The sequence below is a fragment of the Acetobacter estunensis genome, assembly GCF_019083805.1.
GTDB classification, from domain to species: Bacteria; Pseudomonadota; Alphaproteobacteria; order Acetobacterales; family Acetobacteraceae; genus Acetobacter; species Acetobacter estunensis_A.
Genome location: NZ_JAHRDV010000003.1, coordinates 81,311 through 96,551, shown reverse-complemented (window position 1 = coordinate 96,551; position 15,241 = coordinate 81,311). Strand labels below are relative to the sequence as shown.

The 15,241-nt window shown below is 60.0% G+C and carries 13 protein-coding genes; 12 read left to right on the top strand and 1 reads right to left on the bottom strand.

Annotated elements, in window-relative coordinates:
* Nucleotides 1-49 precede the first annotated feature (49 nt).
* Nucleotides 50-910 (top strand): KPN_02809 family neutral zinc metallopeptidase, encoded by an 861-nt coding sequence (gene ypfJ, locus KUA11_RS05195; RefSeq protein WP_217409309.1) that lies wholly within the window; start codon nt 50-52, stop codon nt 908-910.
* Between the two features lie 14 nt (nt 911-924).
* Here the strand turns inward: ypfJ and KUA11_RS05190 are convergent, their stop codons facing one another.
* Entirely contained in the window at nt 925-1,293 is a 369-nt protein-coding gene (locus tag KUA11_RS05190; protein ID WP_217409308.1) for a DUF488 domain-containing protein, read from the bottom strand.
* Between the two features lie 194 nt (nt 1,294-1,487).
* On the opposite strand from KUA11_RS05190, the gene KUA11_RS05185 reads away from it, so the two are divergent.
* The 11 genes from KUA11_RS05185 to KUA11_RS05135 all read left to right on the top strand — a co-directional run bounded on the left by KUA11_RS05185 (nt 1,488) and on the right by KUA11_RS05135 (nt 15,222).
* A complete protein-coding gene (locus tag KUA11_RS05185; RefSeq protein ID WP_217409307.1) occupies nt 1,488-4,646 on the top strand; it encodes an efflux RND transporter permease subunit in 3,159 nt (1,052 codons plus the stop codon).
* An 8-nt stretch (nt 4,647-4,654) separates the two neighbouring features.
* Complete coding sequence (locus tag KUA11_RS05180) at nt 4,655-6,007, top strand: efflux RND transporter periplasmic adaptor subunit (protein WP_217409490.1); 1,353 nt, start codon at nt 4,655-4,657, stop codon at nt 6,005-6,007.
* Nucleotides 6,004-7,617: an efflux transporter outer membrane subunit gene (locus KUA11_RS05175; protein WP_217409306.1), complete on the top strand. Its 1,614-nt coding sequence runs from the start codon at nt 6,004-6,006 to the stop codon at nt 7,615-7,617. Before KUA11_RS05180 ends, KUA11_RS05175 begins: the two co-directional genes overlap by 4 nt.
* A gap of 171 nt (nt 7,618-7,788) precedes the next feature.
* On the top strand, nt 7,789-8,520 hold the full coding sequence (gene nth, locus KUA11_RS05170; protein ID WP_254454694.1) for an endonuclease III: 732 nt from the start codon (nt 7,789-7,791) through the stop codon (nt 8,518-8,520).
* Nucleotides 8,521-8,683: 163 nt separating this feature from the next.
* A complete protein-coding gene (locus tag KUA11_RS05165) occupies nt 8,684-9,634 on the top strand; it encodes a tetratricopeptide repeat protein (protein WP_217409304.1) in 951 nt (316 codons plus the stop codon).
* Between the two features lie 6 nt (nt 9,635-9,640).
* Entirely contained in the window at nt 9,641-10,351 is a 711-nt protein-coding gene (locus tag KUA11_RS05160; protein ID WP_217409303.1) for an LON peptidase substrate-binding domain-containing protein, read from the top strand.
* Nucleotides 10,352-10,403: 52 nt separating this feature from the next.
* Nucleotides 10,404-10,586, top strand: a complete 183-nt coding sequence (locus KUA11_RS05155) for a Trm112 family protein (RefSeq protein ID WP_217409302.1) — start codon at nt 10,404-10,406, stop codon at nt 10,584-10,586.
* Between the two features lie 20 nt (nt 10,587-10,606).
* Nucleotides 10,607-10,966: a hypothetical protein gene (locus KUA11_RS05150; protein ID WP_368040935.1), complete on the top strand. Its 360-nt coding sequence runs from the start codon at nt 10,607-10,609 to the stop codon at nt 10,964-10,966.
* Between the two features lie 87 nt (nt 10,967-11,053).
* Nucleotides 11,054-12,595 carry a hopanoid C-3 methylase HpnR gene (gene hpnR, locus KUA11_RS05145; protein ID WP_217409301.1) on the top strand — a complete coding sequence of 514 codons (1,542 nt, stop codon included), beginning with the start codon at nt 11,054-11,056 and terminating at the stop codon, nt 12,593-12,595.
* A 313-nt stretch (nt 12,596-12,908) separates the two neighbouring features.
* On the top strand, nt 12,909-14,417 hold the full coding sequence (locus tag KUA11_RS05140) for an exopolysaccharide biosynthesis polyprenyl glycosylphosphotransferase (protein ID WP_254454693.1): 1,509 nt from the start codon (nt 12,909-12,911) through the stop codon (nt 14,415-14,417).
* Complete coding sequence (locus KUA11_RS05135; protein ID WP_217409300.1) at nt 14,407-15,222, top strand: WecB/TagA/CpsF family glycosyltransferase; 816 nt, start codon at nt 14,407-14,409, stop codon at nt 15,220-15,222. Before KUA11_RS05140 ends, KUA11_RS05135 begins: the two co-directional genes overlap by 11 nt.
* Nucleotides 15,223-15,241 lie beyond the last annotated feature (19 nt).

Below are 15,241 nucleotides of genomic sequence, written 5' to 3'. Positions count from 1 at the left end.
ATGAGCGTGATACGCACGATGAAAGAAACATGACACGGAAGCCCTCACGATGCGCCTGAATGACGAACGCGAAAGCTCCAATATCGAGGATCAGCGTGGCTCGGGCGGAGGAGGCGGGCGTCCTCTGAAGATTGGCGGCATCGGGGGCGTGCTGCTCATTCTCGGCGCACTGTATTTCGGCGTCGATCCTCAGGTGGTGTTCAACCTGCTTGAAGGGGGTGGAAGCTCTTCGCCGCAGGTGACGGCGCAGGCTCCCACTGCGCAGGACGATGCAGGCAAGCAGTTCATCGGTCGCGTGCTGGCGTCCACCGAGGACGTCTGGACAACCTACTTTCAGGCTATGGGGCGGACATATCACGAGCCGCATCTGGTGCTGTTCAGTGGTGGCGTGAATTCCGCCTGCGGTTACGCCCAGACATCCGTGGGGCCGTTCTACTGCCCGACGGATCAGAAAGTGTATCTCGATCTTGCGTTCTTTCAGGAGCTTCAGAACCGCTTGGGTGCGGGGGGAGATTTCGCGCGGGCCTATGTGATCGCGCACGAGGTTGGACATCATGTCCAGAACGAACTGGGCATCATGGACCGGGTGGCGCATCTGCGCACGCAGGAAGCCGAGAATGGTGCAGGCGGCCTGTCAGTGCGCACCGAGCTTCAGGCTGACTGTTTTGCTGGCGTGTGGGCCAAGCGCGCCGATGACGCCAAACGTATTCTTGAGACGGGCGATATCGAGGAAGGCATCAATGCAGCCGCCGCCGTGGGCGATGACCGGCTCCAGAAGGAGATGCAGGGGCGGGTGGTGCCGGACAGCTTCACACATGGCACCTCGGCCCAGCGTGTGGGCTGGTTCCGGCGTGGACTGGCATCGGGTGATATTCACCAGTGCGATACGTTCTCTGCCCCCCAACTCTGAAGAGCGCGCTTACTTCATTTTGTGCGGCTGAGGTGTGAGCGTAGCCAGTCAGCCAGCACGATGGCTTCATTGTGCTGCGTGTCGCGAGCGCCGAACAGCAGCGTCACACGCCCCTCTTGCGCACGGGCGAGCAGTTCCTCCACGGCCTGTGTGTTCGCGGCAAGTTCGGTGCGGTAGCGCGAGGTGAATTCTCCCCATTTTGCCGGATCGTGCGCAAACCACTGCCGCAGAGCAGTGGAGGGGGCGATCTCCTTGTCCCATGCGGTGAGAGCGGCTTTTTCGCGGCTGAGGCCGCGCGGCCAGAGGCGGTCCACGAGAATGCGCTGTCCGTCATCGGGAGACGCCGGGTCGTACACACGTTTTACATGGATGTCGGGTGTCACGATGGAGGACTCCTTTGTCGGGAGATAGGAAGAAAAACACCATGTAACGAACGGTTACACGATGTTGAATGTTTCAAAACTTGTGATTTTCATGCCGGTTTCAGGTTGGCTTGTCGCCCATTCCCTGTTTAGACAGGTCGCATGACTGTCATGTTCCTGTTGCTTTCGTGTGACCGGCCAGAGGTCGGTCCCGTATGAATGAGATCGTCCTTGTAGCCCTCAAGCGGCCCTACACATTTGTGGTCCTGTCGATTCTCATCGTGGTGTTTGGCATAAAAGCCATCGTATCCACGCCGACAGACGTGTTTCCCAGCATCAAGATTCCCGTCGTCGCGGCTATCTGGACCTATGACGGACTGATGCCCGAGGACATGTCGGGCCGCGTGATCTATTATTATGAGCGCGCGCTGACAGCCACCGTCAGCAACATCGAACATATCGAAAGCCAGTCCTATTACGGACGCGGGCTGGTGAAGGTGTTCTTCCAGCCCGGCACCGATCCATCGGTTGCGCAGACGCAGATCACCTCGGTCTCCCAGACGGTCATCAAGCAGATGCCCACTGGCAGTACGCCGCCGTTGATTCTGACGTATGACGCGTCATCCGTACCGGTGCTGACGCTTCAGGTGTCGTCAAACAACATGACGGCGTCTCAGATCTATGACATGGCTTCCAACCTTGTCCGACCGGCGCTGGTGTCGGTGGCGGGCGCGGCCATTCCCAACCCGTATGGCGGTCAGCTTGGTAACGTGATGGTCGATCTCGATCCGACCAAGCTGCTGGCTCACAAGCTCTCGCCCTCGGATGTTTCGGCAGCGCTCGGGCGTCAGAACATTGTGTTGCCAGCCGGTGATCAGCGTATCGGCACGTTCGACTGGATGGTGCAGACCAACGCATCCCCGCGCGAGATCGACAGTTTCAACAGTATCCCGATCAAGCAGGTGGGCAATTCCGTCATCTATCTGCGCGATGTCGCGTGGGTGCATCAGGGCGGCCCTCCACAGACCAACCTTGTGCTTGTGAAAGGGCAGCAAGGCGTCCTGATCGTCATTCTCAAGGCCGGTAACGCTTCTACCCTCGATGTGGTCGCGGGCGTGAAGAAGGTGCTGCCCAATGTGGTGAAGACACTCCCCGATGGCGTGAGCATCAAGATCATCGGGGATGCGTCCGGCTTCGTGAAGGAATCCGTGCGCGACGTGGTGCAGGAGATGGCCACGGCGGCGTGTCTGACGGGACTCGTGGTGTTGCTGTTCCTCGGCTCGTGGCGTTCGACCGTCATCATCGCCACTTCGATTCCGCTGGCCATGCTATGCTCGATCATCGGGCTTGGCTGGGCCGGGCAGACCATCAACGTGATGACACTGGGCGGTCTGGCGCTGGCTGTGGGTATTCTCGTCGATGACGCCACGGTCATGATCGAGAACATCGACGCCCATCTGGCGATGGAGAAGGATCTGGAGCAGGCGATCATCGACGCCGCCAATCAGATCGTCACCGCCACGTTTGTCTCCACGCTGTGCATCTGCATCGTGTGGATGCCGCTGTTCCAGTTGAGCGGTGTGGCAGGCTGGCTGTTCCGGCCCATGGCAGAGGCCATCATCTTTGCGATGATCGCGTCTTTCGTCCTGTCGCGGACACTGGTGCCCACCATGGCGAAATACATGCTGGCCGCTCAGGTGCATGGACATGGCGGAGAGCCGAAATCGTTCTTCGGGCGGTTTCAACGCGGTTTCGAGGCGAAGTTCGAGCGTTTCCGTCACGCTTACCGCGAAGTGCTGGATCGCTTCATCGGTATGCGGGGCGCTTTTATTGGCGCCTTCCTGCTGGCGGCGGTGAGTTCACTCGGCCTGCTGTTCTTCGTGGGGCAGGATTTCTTTCCTGAGATCAACTCCGATGCGCTGGCGCTGCATATGCGCGCGCCCATCGGCACGCGGCTGGAGGAATCTGGCAAGATCACCCAGCTTGTGGAGCGCCGGATCCATCAGCTTCTTCCCGGAGAAGTGGAATCGGTGGTGGCCAACTGCGGTCTGCCGGTCAGTACGCTCAATCAGGCGTTCATCCCTACACCTACAGTGGGCACGGAAGATTGCGATCTGACAATTTCGCTCAAGAACGCGGCGGCGCCGGTAGCGAAGTTCCGGCACATTCTCCGCAAAGGGTTGGCCCTGAGCTTCCCGGGCACGCAGATCACGTTCCAGCCTGCTGACCTCACGGCCAAGATCCTGAACTTCGGCAGCCCGGCGCCTCTGGATGTTCAGGTGATCGGGCGTGACCTCAAGGACAATTTCGCCTTCGCCAACCGGCTGGTTTCGCGGTTGCGTCGTGTGCCGGGCATTGCCGATGTGGTGGTGCAGGAGCCCATGACCGCGCCGACGCTGACGGTCACGACCGGACGTAGCTTCGCGCTGGGCACGGGCATCACGGAAGCGGATGTCGCGGGCAACATGCTGGTCGCCCTTTCGGGCAGTTCGCAGGTGGGGCAGGTGTACTGGCTCGACACCAAGACGGGTGTGTCCCATCTGGTCGATATCCAGACGCCGGCTTACTACCTTCAGACGCTCAACAATCTTGAGACGCTGCCCATCGACAAGGGCGATGGCAACCCGACCGGGCAGATCCCGCAGCTTCTGGGGGGCTTAAGCAAGATTGGCGCGGTGGGCACGCCTGCCGAGATTTCGCACTACAACATCATGCCTGCCTTCAATATCTACGCCATGAACGAGGGCATCGATCTTGGCACCGTGGCGCGTCAGGTCGGGCGCATCGTGGATGAGGAACGGGGCAATCTGCCGCACGGCACCTCCATGGCCGTGCGCGGGCAGGGCGTGACCATGAACACGGCCTATGCCGAGCTGATCGGTGGGCTTGCGATGTCGGTCCTGCTGGTCTTCCTGCTGATCGTGGTCAACTTTCAGTCGTGGCTGGACCCGTTCATCATTATCACAGCGCTGCCGGGCGCGTTGGGCGGCATTGCCTGGGCATTGTTCCTGACGCACACGGCCCTGTCGGTGCCGGCACTTACGGGCGCCGTCATGTGCATGGGCACAGCGACGGCGAACTCCATTCTGGTCGTGTCATTCGCGCGAGATGAACTGGCGCGGCATGGCGATGCCGTGCGGGCCGCGCTGGATGCGGGGTTCGAGCGTATCCGTCCCGTGCTGATGACGGCGTCGGCCATGATTGTGGGCATGCTGCCGATGTCGATGAGTAACTCGCAGAATGCGCCGCTGGGCCGGGCCGTCATGGGCGGTCTGTTGGTAGCAACTGTCGCCACGCTGCTGTTCGTGCCTTGTGTGTTTGCGATGATTCATGGCCGTAAGGCGCGCCATGCCAACGAAGGAGAAGCTTCATGAACGGCGAGATGACAGAGCGTCCAGCCGCTCATGGAACTGTGGGTGGACAGGACGGGCAGCCGCCGCACAGGAGCCGTTCGCGCTTTCGGTTGATCACCACGATCGTTGTGATCGGGGCGGTTGGCCTTGCGGCATGGGGCATCATCGAACGCAAAGCGCATTATGTGCATCTTGCGCGCCAGACCACCGAAGCGGCCATGCCGCATGTGCAGGTCATCAGTCCGGCACCCGGCCCGGCGCGCCGTACACTGGATCTGCCCGCCAATATCTCCGCATGGTATCTCGCGCCGATCTACGCGCAGGTCTCGGGCTACGTGAAGATGTGGTACAAGGATATCGGCGCGCAGGTCCATGCGGGCGATGTTCTGGCCGAAATCGACACACCGGGGCTGGACGCGCAATACGCTGCGGCCAAGGCCAATCTCGATGTGGCCGTAGCCCGCTACAAGCTGGCGCGTATCACCGCCAAGCGCTGGAAAGCGCTGGAGGGCACGCAGGCTGTCTCGCAACAGGAAGTGGATGTGCAGGCGGCCAATGCCGAAGCCGAGCAGGCACAGGTAGAGGCCGCCCGCCATGAGATGGAGCGGTTTCAGGCGCTGGAAGGCTTCAAGCGGATCATCGCTCCTTTCGATGGCGTGGTCACGGCCCGCATGGCGGATGTGGGCGACTATGTGAACGCCGGACGCGGTGACGTTGGCTCACGCGGTAATGCGACGGAGTTGTTCAGCGTGGCCGACACGCACGCCATGCGCGTGTTCGTCTCGGTTCCGCAGGACTATTCCGACATCATCGCGCCCGACCTCAAGGCCACGCTTTCGCTGCCGCAGTTCCCATCCCGGACGTTCAAGGCGCGGTATCTGGCAACGGCAAGCGCCTTCAATCCAGACACACGCACGGTCACGACCGAGTTGATGGTGGACAATCCGACCGGCGAGCTGTGGCCGAATTCGTTCGCCATCGCGCATTTCGAGGCGGCGGGCGATCCCAACATCCTGATCCTGCCGCAGGGCGCCATCATCTTCCGCGCGGAAGGCACGGAGGTGGCAGTGGTGGATTCTACCAATCACGTGCATCTGGTGCCGGTGAAGGTGGGCACGCTTCTGGGCAAAACGCTCCAGATACTCTCAGGTGTGAAGCCCACCGACCGAATCATCAACAATCCCTCCGCCGGCCTGCTGGATGGGGATGAGGTCCGGATCGTGAAGGGAACGCCCGGTTATAACATGCTGTCCGAACACGCAGCGAAAGCCAAGACCGGCGCGGCGCGTGATGAGCACAGCGGCGCCGCCGATAATGATGATGTGCGTGCCATGCCCGAAGGGGGAAACGCACCCGTGGCCGATCCCGGTGGTCATTCATGAAGGGCGTGCATCGCGTTCTTCATGGAGCTGCGGCGCTGTGTCTTTCCGTAGCCCTTGTTGGCTGCGACATGGCGCCGCGTTACAAGCCGGCGCAGTTTGCTTTCCCACCGGACTGGAAAGGTCAGGGCGTCATTCGCTACGGGCATCCTGATGACGCCGCACCGCGCGCGGACTGGTGGAAGGATTTCCACGATCCGCAACTGGACGCGCTGGAAGACAAGGCGCTCGCGTCCAATCCCGACCTTCAGGCAACAGCCGAATCCTTCACGCAGGCGCGGGATGTTGCGGCCCAGATAGCGGCGCATCTCTACCCGCAGATCAACGGTCAGGCGGGCGGCGAGAAATACAAATCTTCCGCGCATCGCCTGTGGCGTGGAGCGGGTTCGACCGGCCCGATGTACATGTCGTCCGAGCAGTATCAGGCAGCGGCCACGTGGGAGCCGGATTTCTGGGACGCCATTCGTAACCGCACGCGCATGGCCAAGCAGTCTGCCCAGCAGAGTGCTGCGGAATATGCTGTGGCCCGATTGTCGCTGGAATCGGAAGTGGCGCGGGACTACATCGCGCTGCGGGGCTTTGATGAACAGGATGCGGTCTATCGGGACTCGATCCGCTACTATGAGTTAGCGGTCCACATCACGCAGATGCGACTGGCCGGCGCCATCTCGGCAGGGATCGATGTGTCGCGCGCCGAAGCCCAGCTTGAGGCGACGCGGGCGAAAGAGACCCAGATTCTTGCCAGTCGAGATGTGATGGAGCACGCGCTCGCTGCCTTGACGAACACTGCGCCAGCCGCTTTTCACATCGCGCCCCGGCAGGCGTTCGGAATGGCGGATGTGCAGCCTGCCGCGGGCCTGCCGTCCACACTGCTGGAGCGTCGTCCCGATATCGCGGCGTCCGAGCGTGCGATGGCGCAGGCCAACCGGGCCATCGGTGTGTCACGCGCGGCGTTCTATCCGCATGTGACGTTCAATGCCGCGACCGGCTTCATGGATAACGGGTTCGATCTCGCCTCTCTCTACAACTCGCTTTATCAGTTCGGCGCACAGGCAGCGCTCCCGCTCTTTCAGGCGGGCATACGTCGCGCCGAGCTTCAGCGGTCATGGTCCCAGTATCGGGAGGCCGAGGATCATTATCGGTCCACGGTGCTGTCCGCCTTTCAGGAAGTGGAAGACGGTCTGACGAATGTGAATCGTCTGCGCACGGCTTCGGCGCAGGAGAAAGCGGCTGTGGATGCTGCTCTGCGAACGCAGACCATGACGATGGAACTCTATACGGGCGGTCTGACGAACTATCTCGATGTCGTGGTGGCGCAGGAAGCGGCGCTGACGGCACGGATTGCCTATGTGCAGGTCGTGACGCAGCAAAAGCAGTCGGTCGTGGAACTGATTACAGCACTCGGCGGCGGGTGGTCGCAGACACAACTGCCGCGCGAAAAGGACATCCGGCCTTTCAAGCCATTACAGTATGAAGGGCTGCGTCATCCCAAGCCGGTGGGCGGCATTGATACGACGCCGCATCCCTCAGATGTGGATCTGACGCGGATGCCGGCACCGTCCCTATCGAGCACGACCACTCCAGCCGTTTCTGGAAACGTCCTCACGCGCTGAATGGGGTGCTTCAGGTTATCCACAATTTTGTGAGCACTTCCGTGGACAATCCTGTGGGGCGCGTGCGGACATCTCGGACGATGTGAGGAAGCGGGCCGCCTGAAAGCGGGGATGGGATGATTTTCGGTCCCACCCTTTGACCTTGAGGCGGGCATGGAGGACAGTTCCTTCATGACCTCTTCCGCTTCTCATGTGGACGGCGACATTCCGCGCCTCCCCAATGGCACGGCCATTGCGCCGCGTGACATGACGAAACCTGAAATCCGGCGGTTTCTCTCCGATCTGGCCCGCTCGTGGCCGGATGCCGAGACGGAGCTTGTCTTCAACACGCCCTATCAGCTTCTGGTAGCGACCGCGCTCGCCGCACAGGCGACCGATGCGTCAGTCAACAAGGTGACGCCCGCGCTGTTCAAAGCAGCGCCCGGTCCGGCGGAAATGGCGGCGCTGGGCGAGGAAAAAGTGGCGGAATACATCCGCACCATCGGCTTGTGGCGGAACAAGGCCCGCAATCTCGTGGCAATGTCTCAGGCTCTCGTCGAGCGGCATGGAGGAGAAGTGCCTGCGGACCGGGAGGCGCTGGAAGCGCTGCCGGGGGTAGGGCGCAAGACGGCCAATGTGATCCTCAACGTCGCGTTCCGATTGCCTGCCGTGCCGGTGGACACGCACTGCTTTCGGTTGGCCAACCGGACGGGGCTGGCACGCGGAAAGAACGTGGTTGCCGTCGAGCACGCGCTGGAGGCGCGCGTTCCCAAGGACATGCTGCGGGAGTCCCATCACTGGTTGATTCTGCAGGGGCGCTATGTGTGCAAGGCGCGCCGTCCCGAATGCTGGCGGTGCGCGGCCGTGCAGGACTGTCTCTACCCCGAGAAGGAACTGATTCCGCCCCGTCGTGCCAAGAGTTAATGTTGCGCGAGAAGAACCTCGTTCCCAATTGTAGGGAAAAGGACTCCTCTCCCGGATTGCTCCAAGAGGCGAGGCCGCAGGTTTGTATTCATGTTCCCCTGCGCTAGACCGGAGAGAGATTCCGGTCCGGTGCGGACGGGCACATAAGGCAGGATTTCAGACAATGGACTACATGATCGGCCAGAAATCTCCCGCACAGCCCGGAAGTGGGGCGGTAAGCGGTGATATCGTCATGGACGGCAGCGAAGCCAATTTTGTGCAGGCGGTGATCGAGACCAGCCGCAAGGTTCCGGTGCTCGTAGATTTCTGGGCGGATTGGTGCGGTCCCTGCAAGCAGCTCGCGCCCGTTCTGGAACGGGTGGTGAACGCGGCCAAAGGGCGCGTGCGTCTGGTCAAGATCGACATCGAGGCGAACCGTGCGCTGGCAGCGCAGCTTGTGCAGGCCGGTCTGCCGCTTCAGTCCATTCCGATGGTGGCGGCTTTCTGGAAAGGACAGATTCTGGACCTGTTTCAGGGGGCGCAGCCGGAAAGTCAGATAAAGCAGTTCGTGGAGAGAGTGCTCAAGGCAGCGGGCGGTGGCGCGATGCCGAGCGCCGACATGCTGGCGGAAGCACATGTGGCCATGGAGACACAGCAGCCGGCGCGGGCGGCCGAATTGTGCTCGGCCGTGCTGGAGGATGAGCCGGAGAACCCGGCGGCATGGGGCGGTCTGATTCGCGCCATGTTGGCACTCGACAACGAAGAAGCGGCAGCCGACGCGCTGGCCGATGTGCCCAAGGCGATCGCGACCCATCCTGAAGTCGAGGGAGCCCGGGCTGCTCTGGAACTCAAGCGCGAAGGTCGGCAGGTGGCGGGTGAGGCGGACGCACTGCGTCATCGCATCAAAGCCAATCCTGATGATTTTCAGGCTCGTTACGATCTGGCCAATGCGCTCAATGTGGCCGGGCATCATGAGGAAGCGGCGAACGAGCTTCTGGCCATCATCAAGAGGGACCAGAGCTGGAATGAGGGTGCGGCGAAGCAGCTTCTGTTCAAGTTCTTCGAGGCATGGGGCCATGACGATCCGGCGACATTGCAGGCGCGTCGTCGCCTGTCGTCTTTTCTGTTCGCCTGAGGCGAGATGAGTCTGACCCAAGCCTTTTTTGAAGATGATGTTCCGCGTCTGGTGCCCCGTCTTGCCGATGTGACGCTGGCGGACCTTCCGGCGGAGGTAGGGCTGTTTCCACTGGTGGGAACTTTGCTCCTTCCGCGGGGAAAGCTGCCGCTCAACGTGTTCGAGCCGCGTTACGTGGCGCTGGTTGAGGACGCTCTGGCAGGGGAGCGGTTGATCGGCGTTATCCAGCCCTTCGGAGACGGTGAAGAGGACGAGGAGGAGACCGGGCCTCTTCCACTTTTTGAGGTGGGCACGCTGGGGCGAATCACGTCCTTTTCGGAACGAATGGACGGGACGTTTGCCATCACGCTTACGGGTATTTCCCGTTTTCGCTATCTCCGCGAGAGTGGGGAGCGACGGGGCTATCGTCGGGCGCGGATCGATGCATCGGCCTATGCGGGCGATCTGAGCGAACTTCCTCCAGCACCGTTCGACCGTGAGCATATGATGGCCTCGTTGCGGACATATTTTCAGTTGCGTGGGATGGGAGTGCGCTGGGAAGTGATCGATCGGCTGGAAGATGACGCGCTTCTGATTGCTCTTCCCATGATCTGTCCCTTTCCCTCGCCGGAAAAACAGGCGCTTCTGGAGGCGGATACGCTGACGGATCGTGCCCGTGTGCTGCAATCGCTGCTCGATCTGTCCGATCCGACGCTGGACGATGGACCGCCTTCGTGAGCATGAAGCGTCTTCCTTTTCTTCTCCTCTCCTTCTGCCGGAGCAAAGACCAATGACTTCAGCCCCTCTCGATCCGCGTCTGCTTTCCCTGCTGGTGTGTCCGGTAACGAAAGGGCCGCTGATTTATGATCGTGAGGCACAGGAACTCATCAGTGAGCGGGCGGCGCTGGCGTTCCCGATTCGCGATGGAATTCCGGTCATGCTGCCCGAGGAAGCGCGCGCTCTCGCGGGCTGAAGAGAAAGGTGGTGCCGGACGTGCGCCGTGGATCGGCGCGTGGAGTCGTTTTTGTCACCATTGCGGCGCTGGAACTGACGGCGTGCGGCATGTCAGGCACCGATCCACGCGCTGGGGACAATATCGATGTTCCGTATGAGCGCCCGGGTCGCAATTTTCCCGAAGCGGCGGAAGCCGAAGCGCGACGCGAGCGGGATGCGGATTACAGCAAGCCGCCCGTTAAGGATGTCGCGGCTGGCTATGAACCCGCACCGCGTACGGATAATGCGCTTCCCAAGCCGGGGTCGAATGTTACCCCAGATACGGAAGTGTCCTATGGAAAAGCGTCCCCGAAGGCGGCTCGTGCGCCCGAGGCCGGTACTGGCCTCGGTGGGGAATAGGTGCCATCCGGTGAAAATGGGTGACATGTGCGCCGACCCTTGTAGGTTGGGCAGTCATTTTTCGAGATCGTTTGACGGGGTAATGCAATGAAACTCCTGGCCGTGCATCCGAGCGCGCTGATGTACACAAAGGTGTTCCTGCGACTGGAGCCTTTGGGACTCGAGCTTGTCGCGGGTGCGGCGCGTGATGCGGGTCATGACGTGCGACTCATCGATCTTCAGGTCGAGACCCACAAGGACTACTGGGAGATCGTTCAGGAGTTTCGCCCCGACGCCATCTGCTTCTCGGGCAATTATTTGGCGAACGTCCCCGAGATCGTGGATCTGTGCAAGGAGACCAAGCAGCGTCTTCCGGGTTGCCTGACGGTCGTGGGCGGTCATTCGGTGTCTTTCATCGCCAAGGATGTTCTGACGCTTGGTGATGGGGCGATCGACTGCATTCTGCGCGGTGAAGGTGAGCCCAGCATCGGCCCGCTTCTGAACGGCTGGCAGGATGGCGACATCTCGAAGGTCCCGGGCGTGGTTACTATGGACTTCGAGGGACCGGAGCCCGAGTTCGTCAAGAGTCTCGATACGGTGCGACCGGCGCGCGATCTGCTCCGTCATCGCAATAAATACTTCATCGGCACGCTGGACCCGGCGGCGTCCATTGAATTTGCGCGTGGCTGTCCATGGGATTGCACGTTCTGCAGCGCCTGGACGTTCTACGGTCGGTCCTATCGCACCGCGAGTGCTGAGACCATTGCGGATGAACTGGAGGCGCTCAAGGAGCCGGGCATCTTCATCGTCGATGATGTCGCGTTCGTTCACGCCGAGCATGGCATGGCCATCGCGCGGGAAATCCGCAAGCGTGGCATCAAGAAGGAATATTACCTTGAGACCCGCGCGGATGTGCTGATGCGCAACAAGGAGGTCTTCAAGGAGTGGAGCGAAATCGGGCTGAGCTACATCTTCATCGGTCTTGAGGCTGTGGATGAAGAGGGGCTGAAGCAGTTCCGCAAGCGCGTATCGCTGGACAAGAATTTCGAAGCGCTGGAATACGCTCGCTCGCTGGGGTTGATGGTGGCGATCAACATCATCGCCGATCCTTCATGGAGCAAGGAGCGTTTCGAGGCGGTGCGGCAGTGGTGTCTGGAGATTCCGGACATCGTCAATATTTCTGTAACGACGCCTTATCCGGGTACCGAAATTTGGCACAAGGAAGCGCGGCGTCTGACGACGCGCGATTATCGCCTGTTCGATATCCAGCATGCGGTGCTGCCGACCAAGCTTTCGCTTCCCGAGTTTTATGAAGAACTGGTGAAGACTCAGCAGGTGCTCAACACCAAGCACATGGGGCTGCGGGCCTTGTGGGATACGGTGGGGATTTCCACTCGTCTGCTGATGAAAGGGCAGACGAACTTTGTGAAAATGCTCTGGAAGTTCAACTCTGTTTTCAATCCCAAGTTGCAGCTTGACGACCATATGCGTCGGCCAAAATATGAAATGCCGATTCAGCCGGACGCCGTGGACAAGATCAATGCGCGTGATCTTTACGTGCATGATCCCAAGGGGCGTCGCTCCCGGGCGCTGGACGATGCCACCGAGAAGTTCGTGGATGAGACGCGTATGGGGGTTGAGGCGTCCTGATCGTCTGAAAAAATGGAATTGTATCCGATGGTTGCATAACAGCCATCGAAACGCAGAGAAGCCGGGTTTCCCTTTGGGGATTCCCGGTTTTTTTATGATCTGGGTTCTCGACTGGTTCGCAATTGGGCGTTTATCATGTCTTAACCAAATGTGCCGCGCGGTTCCGGATGCCGAACGGTAGGAAGAGTGTGAAAAATCTCTTCCGTTTTGTGATGGGACGTGGCCACGTGGCCGCATCAACGAGATTCCCTTGTATGCGTGGGCAGGGAACGGACGGTGGCTGGACGCGCCGAACGTGGTGGAGAGTGTAAGCATGATCGACCGGTCTGGGGCCACCGGACATACCCACGAGGAACTGTTGGCCGAGAGTGGCCAGATGGGTCTGCTTATGCAGCCCGTGCGACGGCAATTGTTGCAGGAGCCTTATCCATATCTCCACACTCTGCTGGCTGCGATTATTGCCTGGATGGATCTGGCAGGCGTGGCATTGGGGAGCGGGTTTGCTCATTTTCTGGAATGCTCCGGACTGACGCGGCAGATGGCAGAAGCGATGGGTGCTGCCGATCTTGTGGCGGTGCTGGTCTTCCTGCTGTTTCCCAAGAAGCGCACTTTGCTTGCTTTTCCGAAAGTGCGTCGACTGAAAGCTCAGTGTCGCTATCTCGTGCCGCCAGTTCTGGCGGCAGCCTGTGCGCATGTCTTATTGTGCGCAGTGCTTGAAATGCCGGTGATCCAATCCGTGCGGCTGACGGGAATATGGTTGCTGGCGGTCATGGTGCCGCTTCTCATCGCGCGGGGAGGGTTAACTTTCTTTTTGTATCAGCCTTCCGTGATTGCCGGTTTGCGTCGCAAGATCGCCATTGTGGGAGAAGGGGATCTTGCTTCTGAACTGGCGGAGCGCATTTCGCACGATGCGGGCCACACCTATGGTCTGTTTGGGGTCTTTCCGGACAGCGAGGCTTCTGCCGATGACGCGGTGAAAGGGTCTCTTCAGGCTCTGGTGCAGAGAAGTCGTCATGAATCTCTTCATGCCATTATCCTCGCTTTTCCCGAGGCAACGGTTCAGGAAGATGTGGTGCGCCGCACCTGTTTTGCCTTGCGTTCGGTAGCCTGTGATATCTACGTGACGCCGAATATGGTGACGGGCATCGATCAGGCTTTGCCGCAGGAATTTCTGGGGCCAAACACGTTGCTGGTGCTCCAGAGACGCCCACTGACGGAAACGCAAAACTTTGAAAAGCGGGTGCTGGATATCGTTCTTGGGATATTCGCCCTGATCTTTCTGTCACCCTTCCTGATATTGGTTGCGCTGCTCATCCGACTGGATTCACGTGGGCCTGTGTTTTTTCGTCAGCCACGTATCGGCAAGAATGGACGAGAGTTTCTCGTCTATAAGTTCCGTTCGATGTACGCGAATCAGGCTGATCTGGGTGCGGCCAAGCAAACCAGTCGGGACGATCCACGGGTCACGCGGGTGGGAAAATGGCTTCGTAAACTCAGCATCGACGAAATTCCACAGTTGTTTAATGTGCTTAAGGGCGAAATGTCGCTTGTCGGGCCACGCCCACATGCGCCGCAGACGCGGGCTGGCGGTCTTCTTCTGGATGACGCGCTTGCGGAATATGTGCTGCGTTATCACGTGAAACCGGGGATCACGGGTTGGGCTCAGATCAATGGTGCACGAGGTGAACTGGTGACGCTTGAAGATCTTGAGAAGCGCGTGAATCTGGATCTCGAATACATTCGCCGCTGGTCCATTCTGTTCGATCTCAAGATCATGATTTTGACCGTGGTGAGAGAGGTATTCAGCCGCCATGCATTCTGACGACAAGGCGCAAGCGTTTGCCCGTGAGGTGGATGGATATTCATTTCCCGTGGTTAACGTTATGGGGTTGCCGCTTCTTGATATTCCGCGCGAAGAGATCGTCCGGATTCTGGTCGATCTGGTAAAGGCCGGAAAAGGCGCGCGGGTGATTAACGCGAACGCGCACTGCGTCACATTATCTCAGAGATTGCCGTGGCTGCGGATGTTGTTTCGACAGGCGGAGATCGCTTTCTGTGACGGTGCGGGCGTGCAGCTTGCGTCACGTTTTCTGACGGGCCGTTCACTGCATCGCACGACGCCTCCCGAATGGGTCGGAAATGTTCTGGAGGCTCTGGGGGAAGAGGCTTCGGTTTTCTGGCTTGGAGGTGCGGACGGCGTGGTGCAGGAGGCAGCCGAGGCGTTTTCTGTAAAGTATGGTTGTCGGACGGCAGGCTGTCAGCACGGTTTCTTCGATGCTACGGCTGGATCGCCGGAATCGGAAGCGGTGGTCAAAGCTATCGTAAAAGCACGTCCTTCGATCCTGCTGCTCAATATGGGTATGCCGAGGCAGGAACGCTGGTTATGGGACAACTGGAATCGGCTGCCTCCTGTCGTGGCGATTACGGCGGGTGCGCTGGTCGATCATGCGGCTGGACGTGTCAGTCGTCCGCCAATGTGGGTGGCAAACGCCGGACTGGAATGGCTTGTGCGACTGAGTCGTGAGCCGCAGCGTTTATGGAAGCGCTATCTGATTGGTCTGCCGCTTTTTGGGTTGTATGTGCTGCGCTGGAAACTGGGAATGTTGCTGGGAAGGAAGGCGCGTTAATGCCAACAGAGATGCTGCA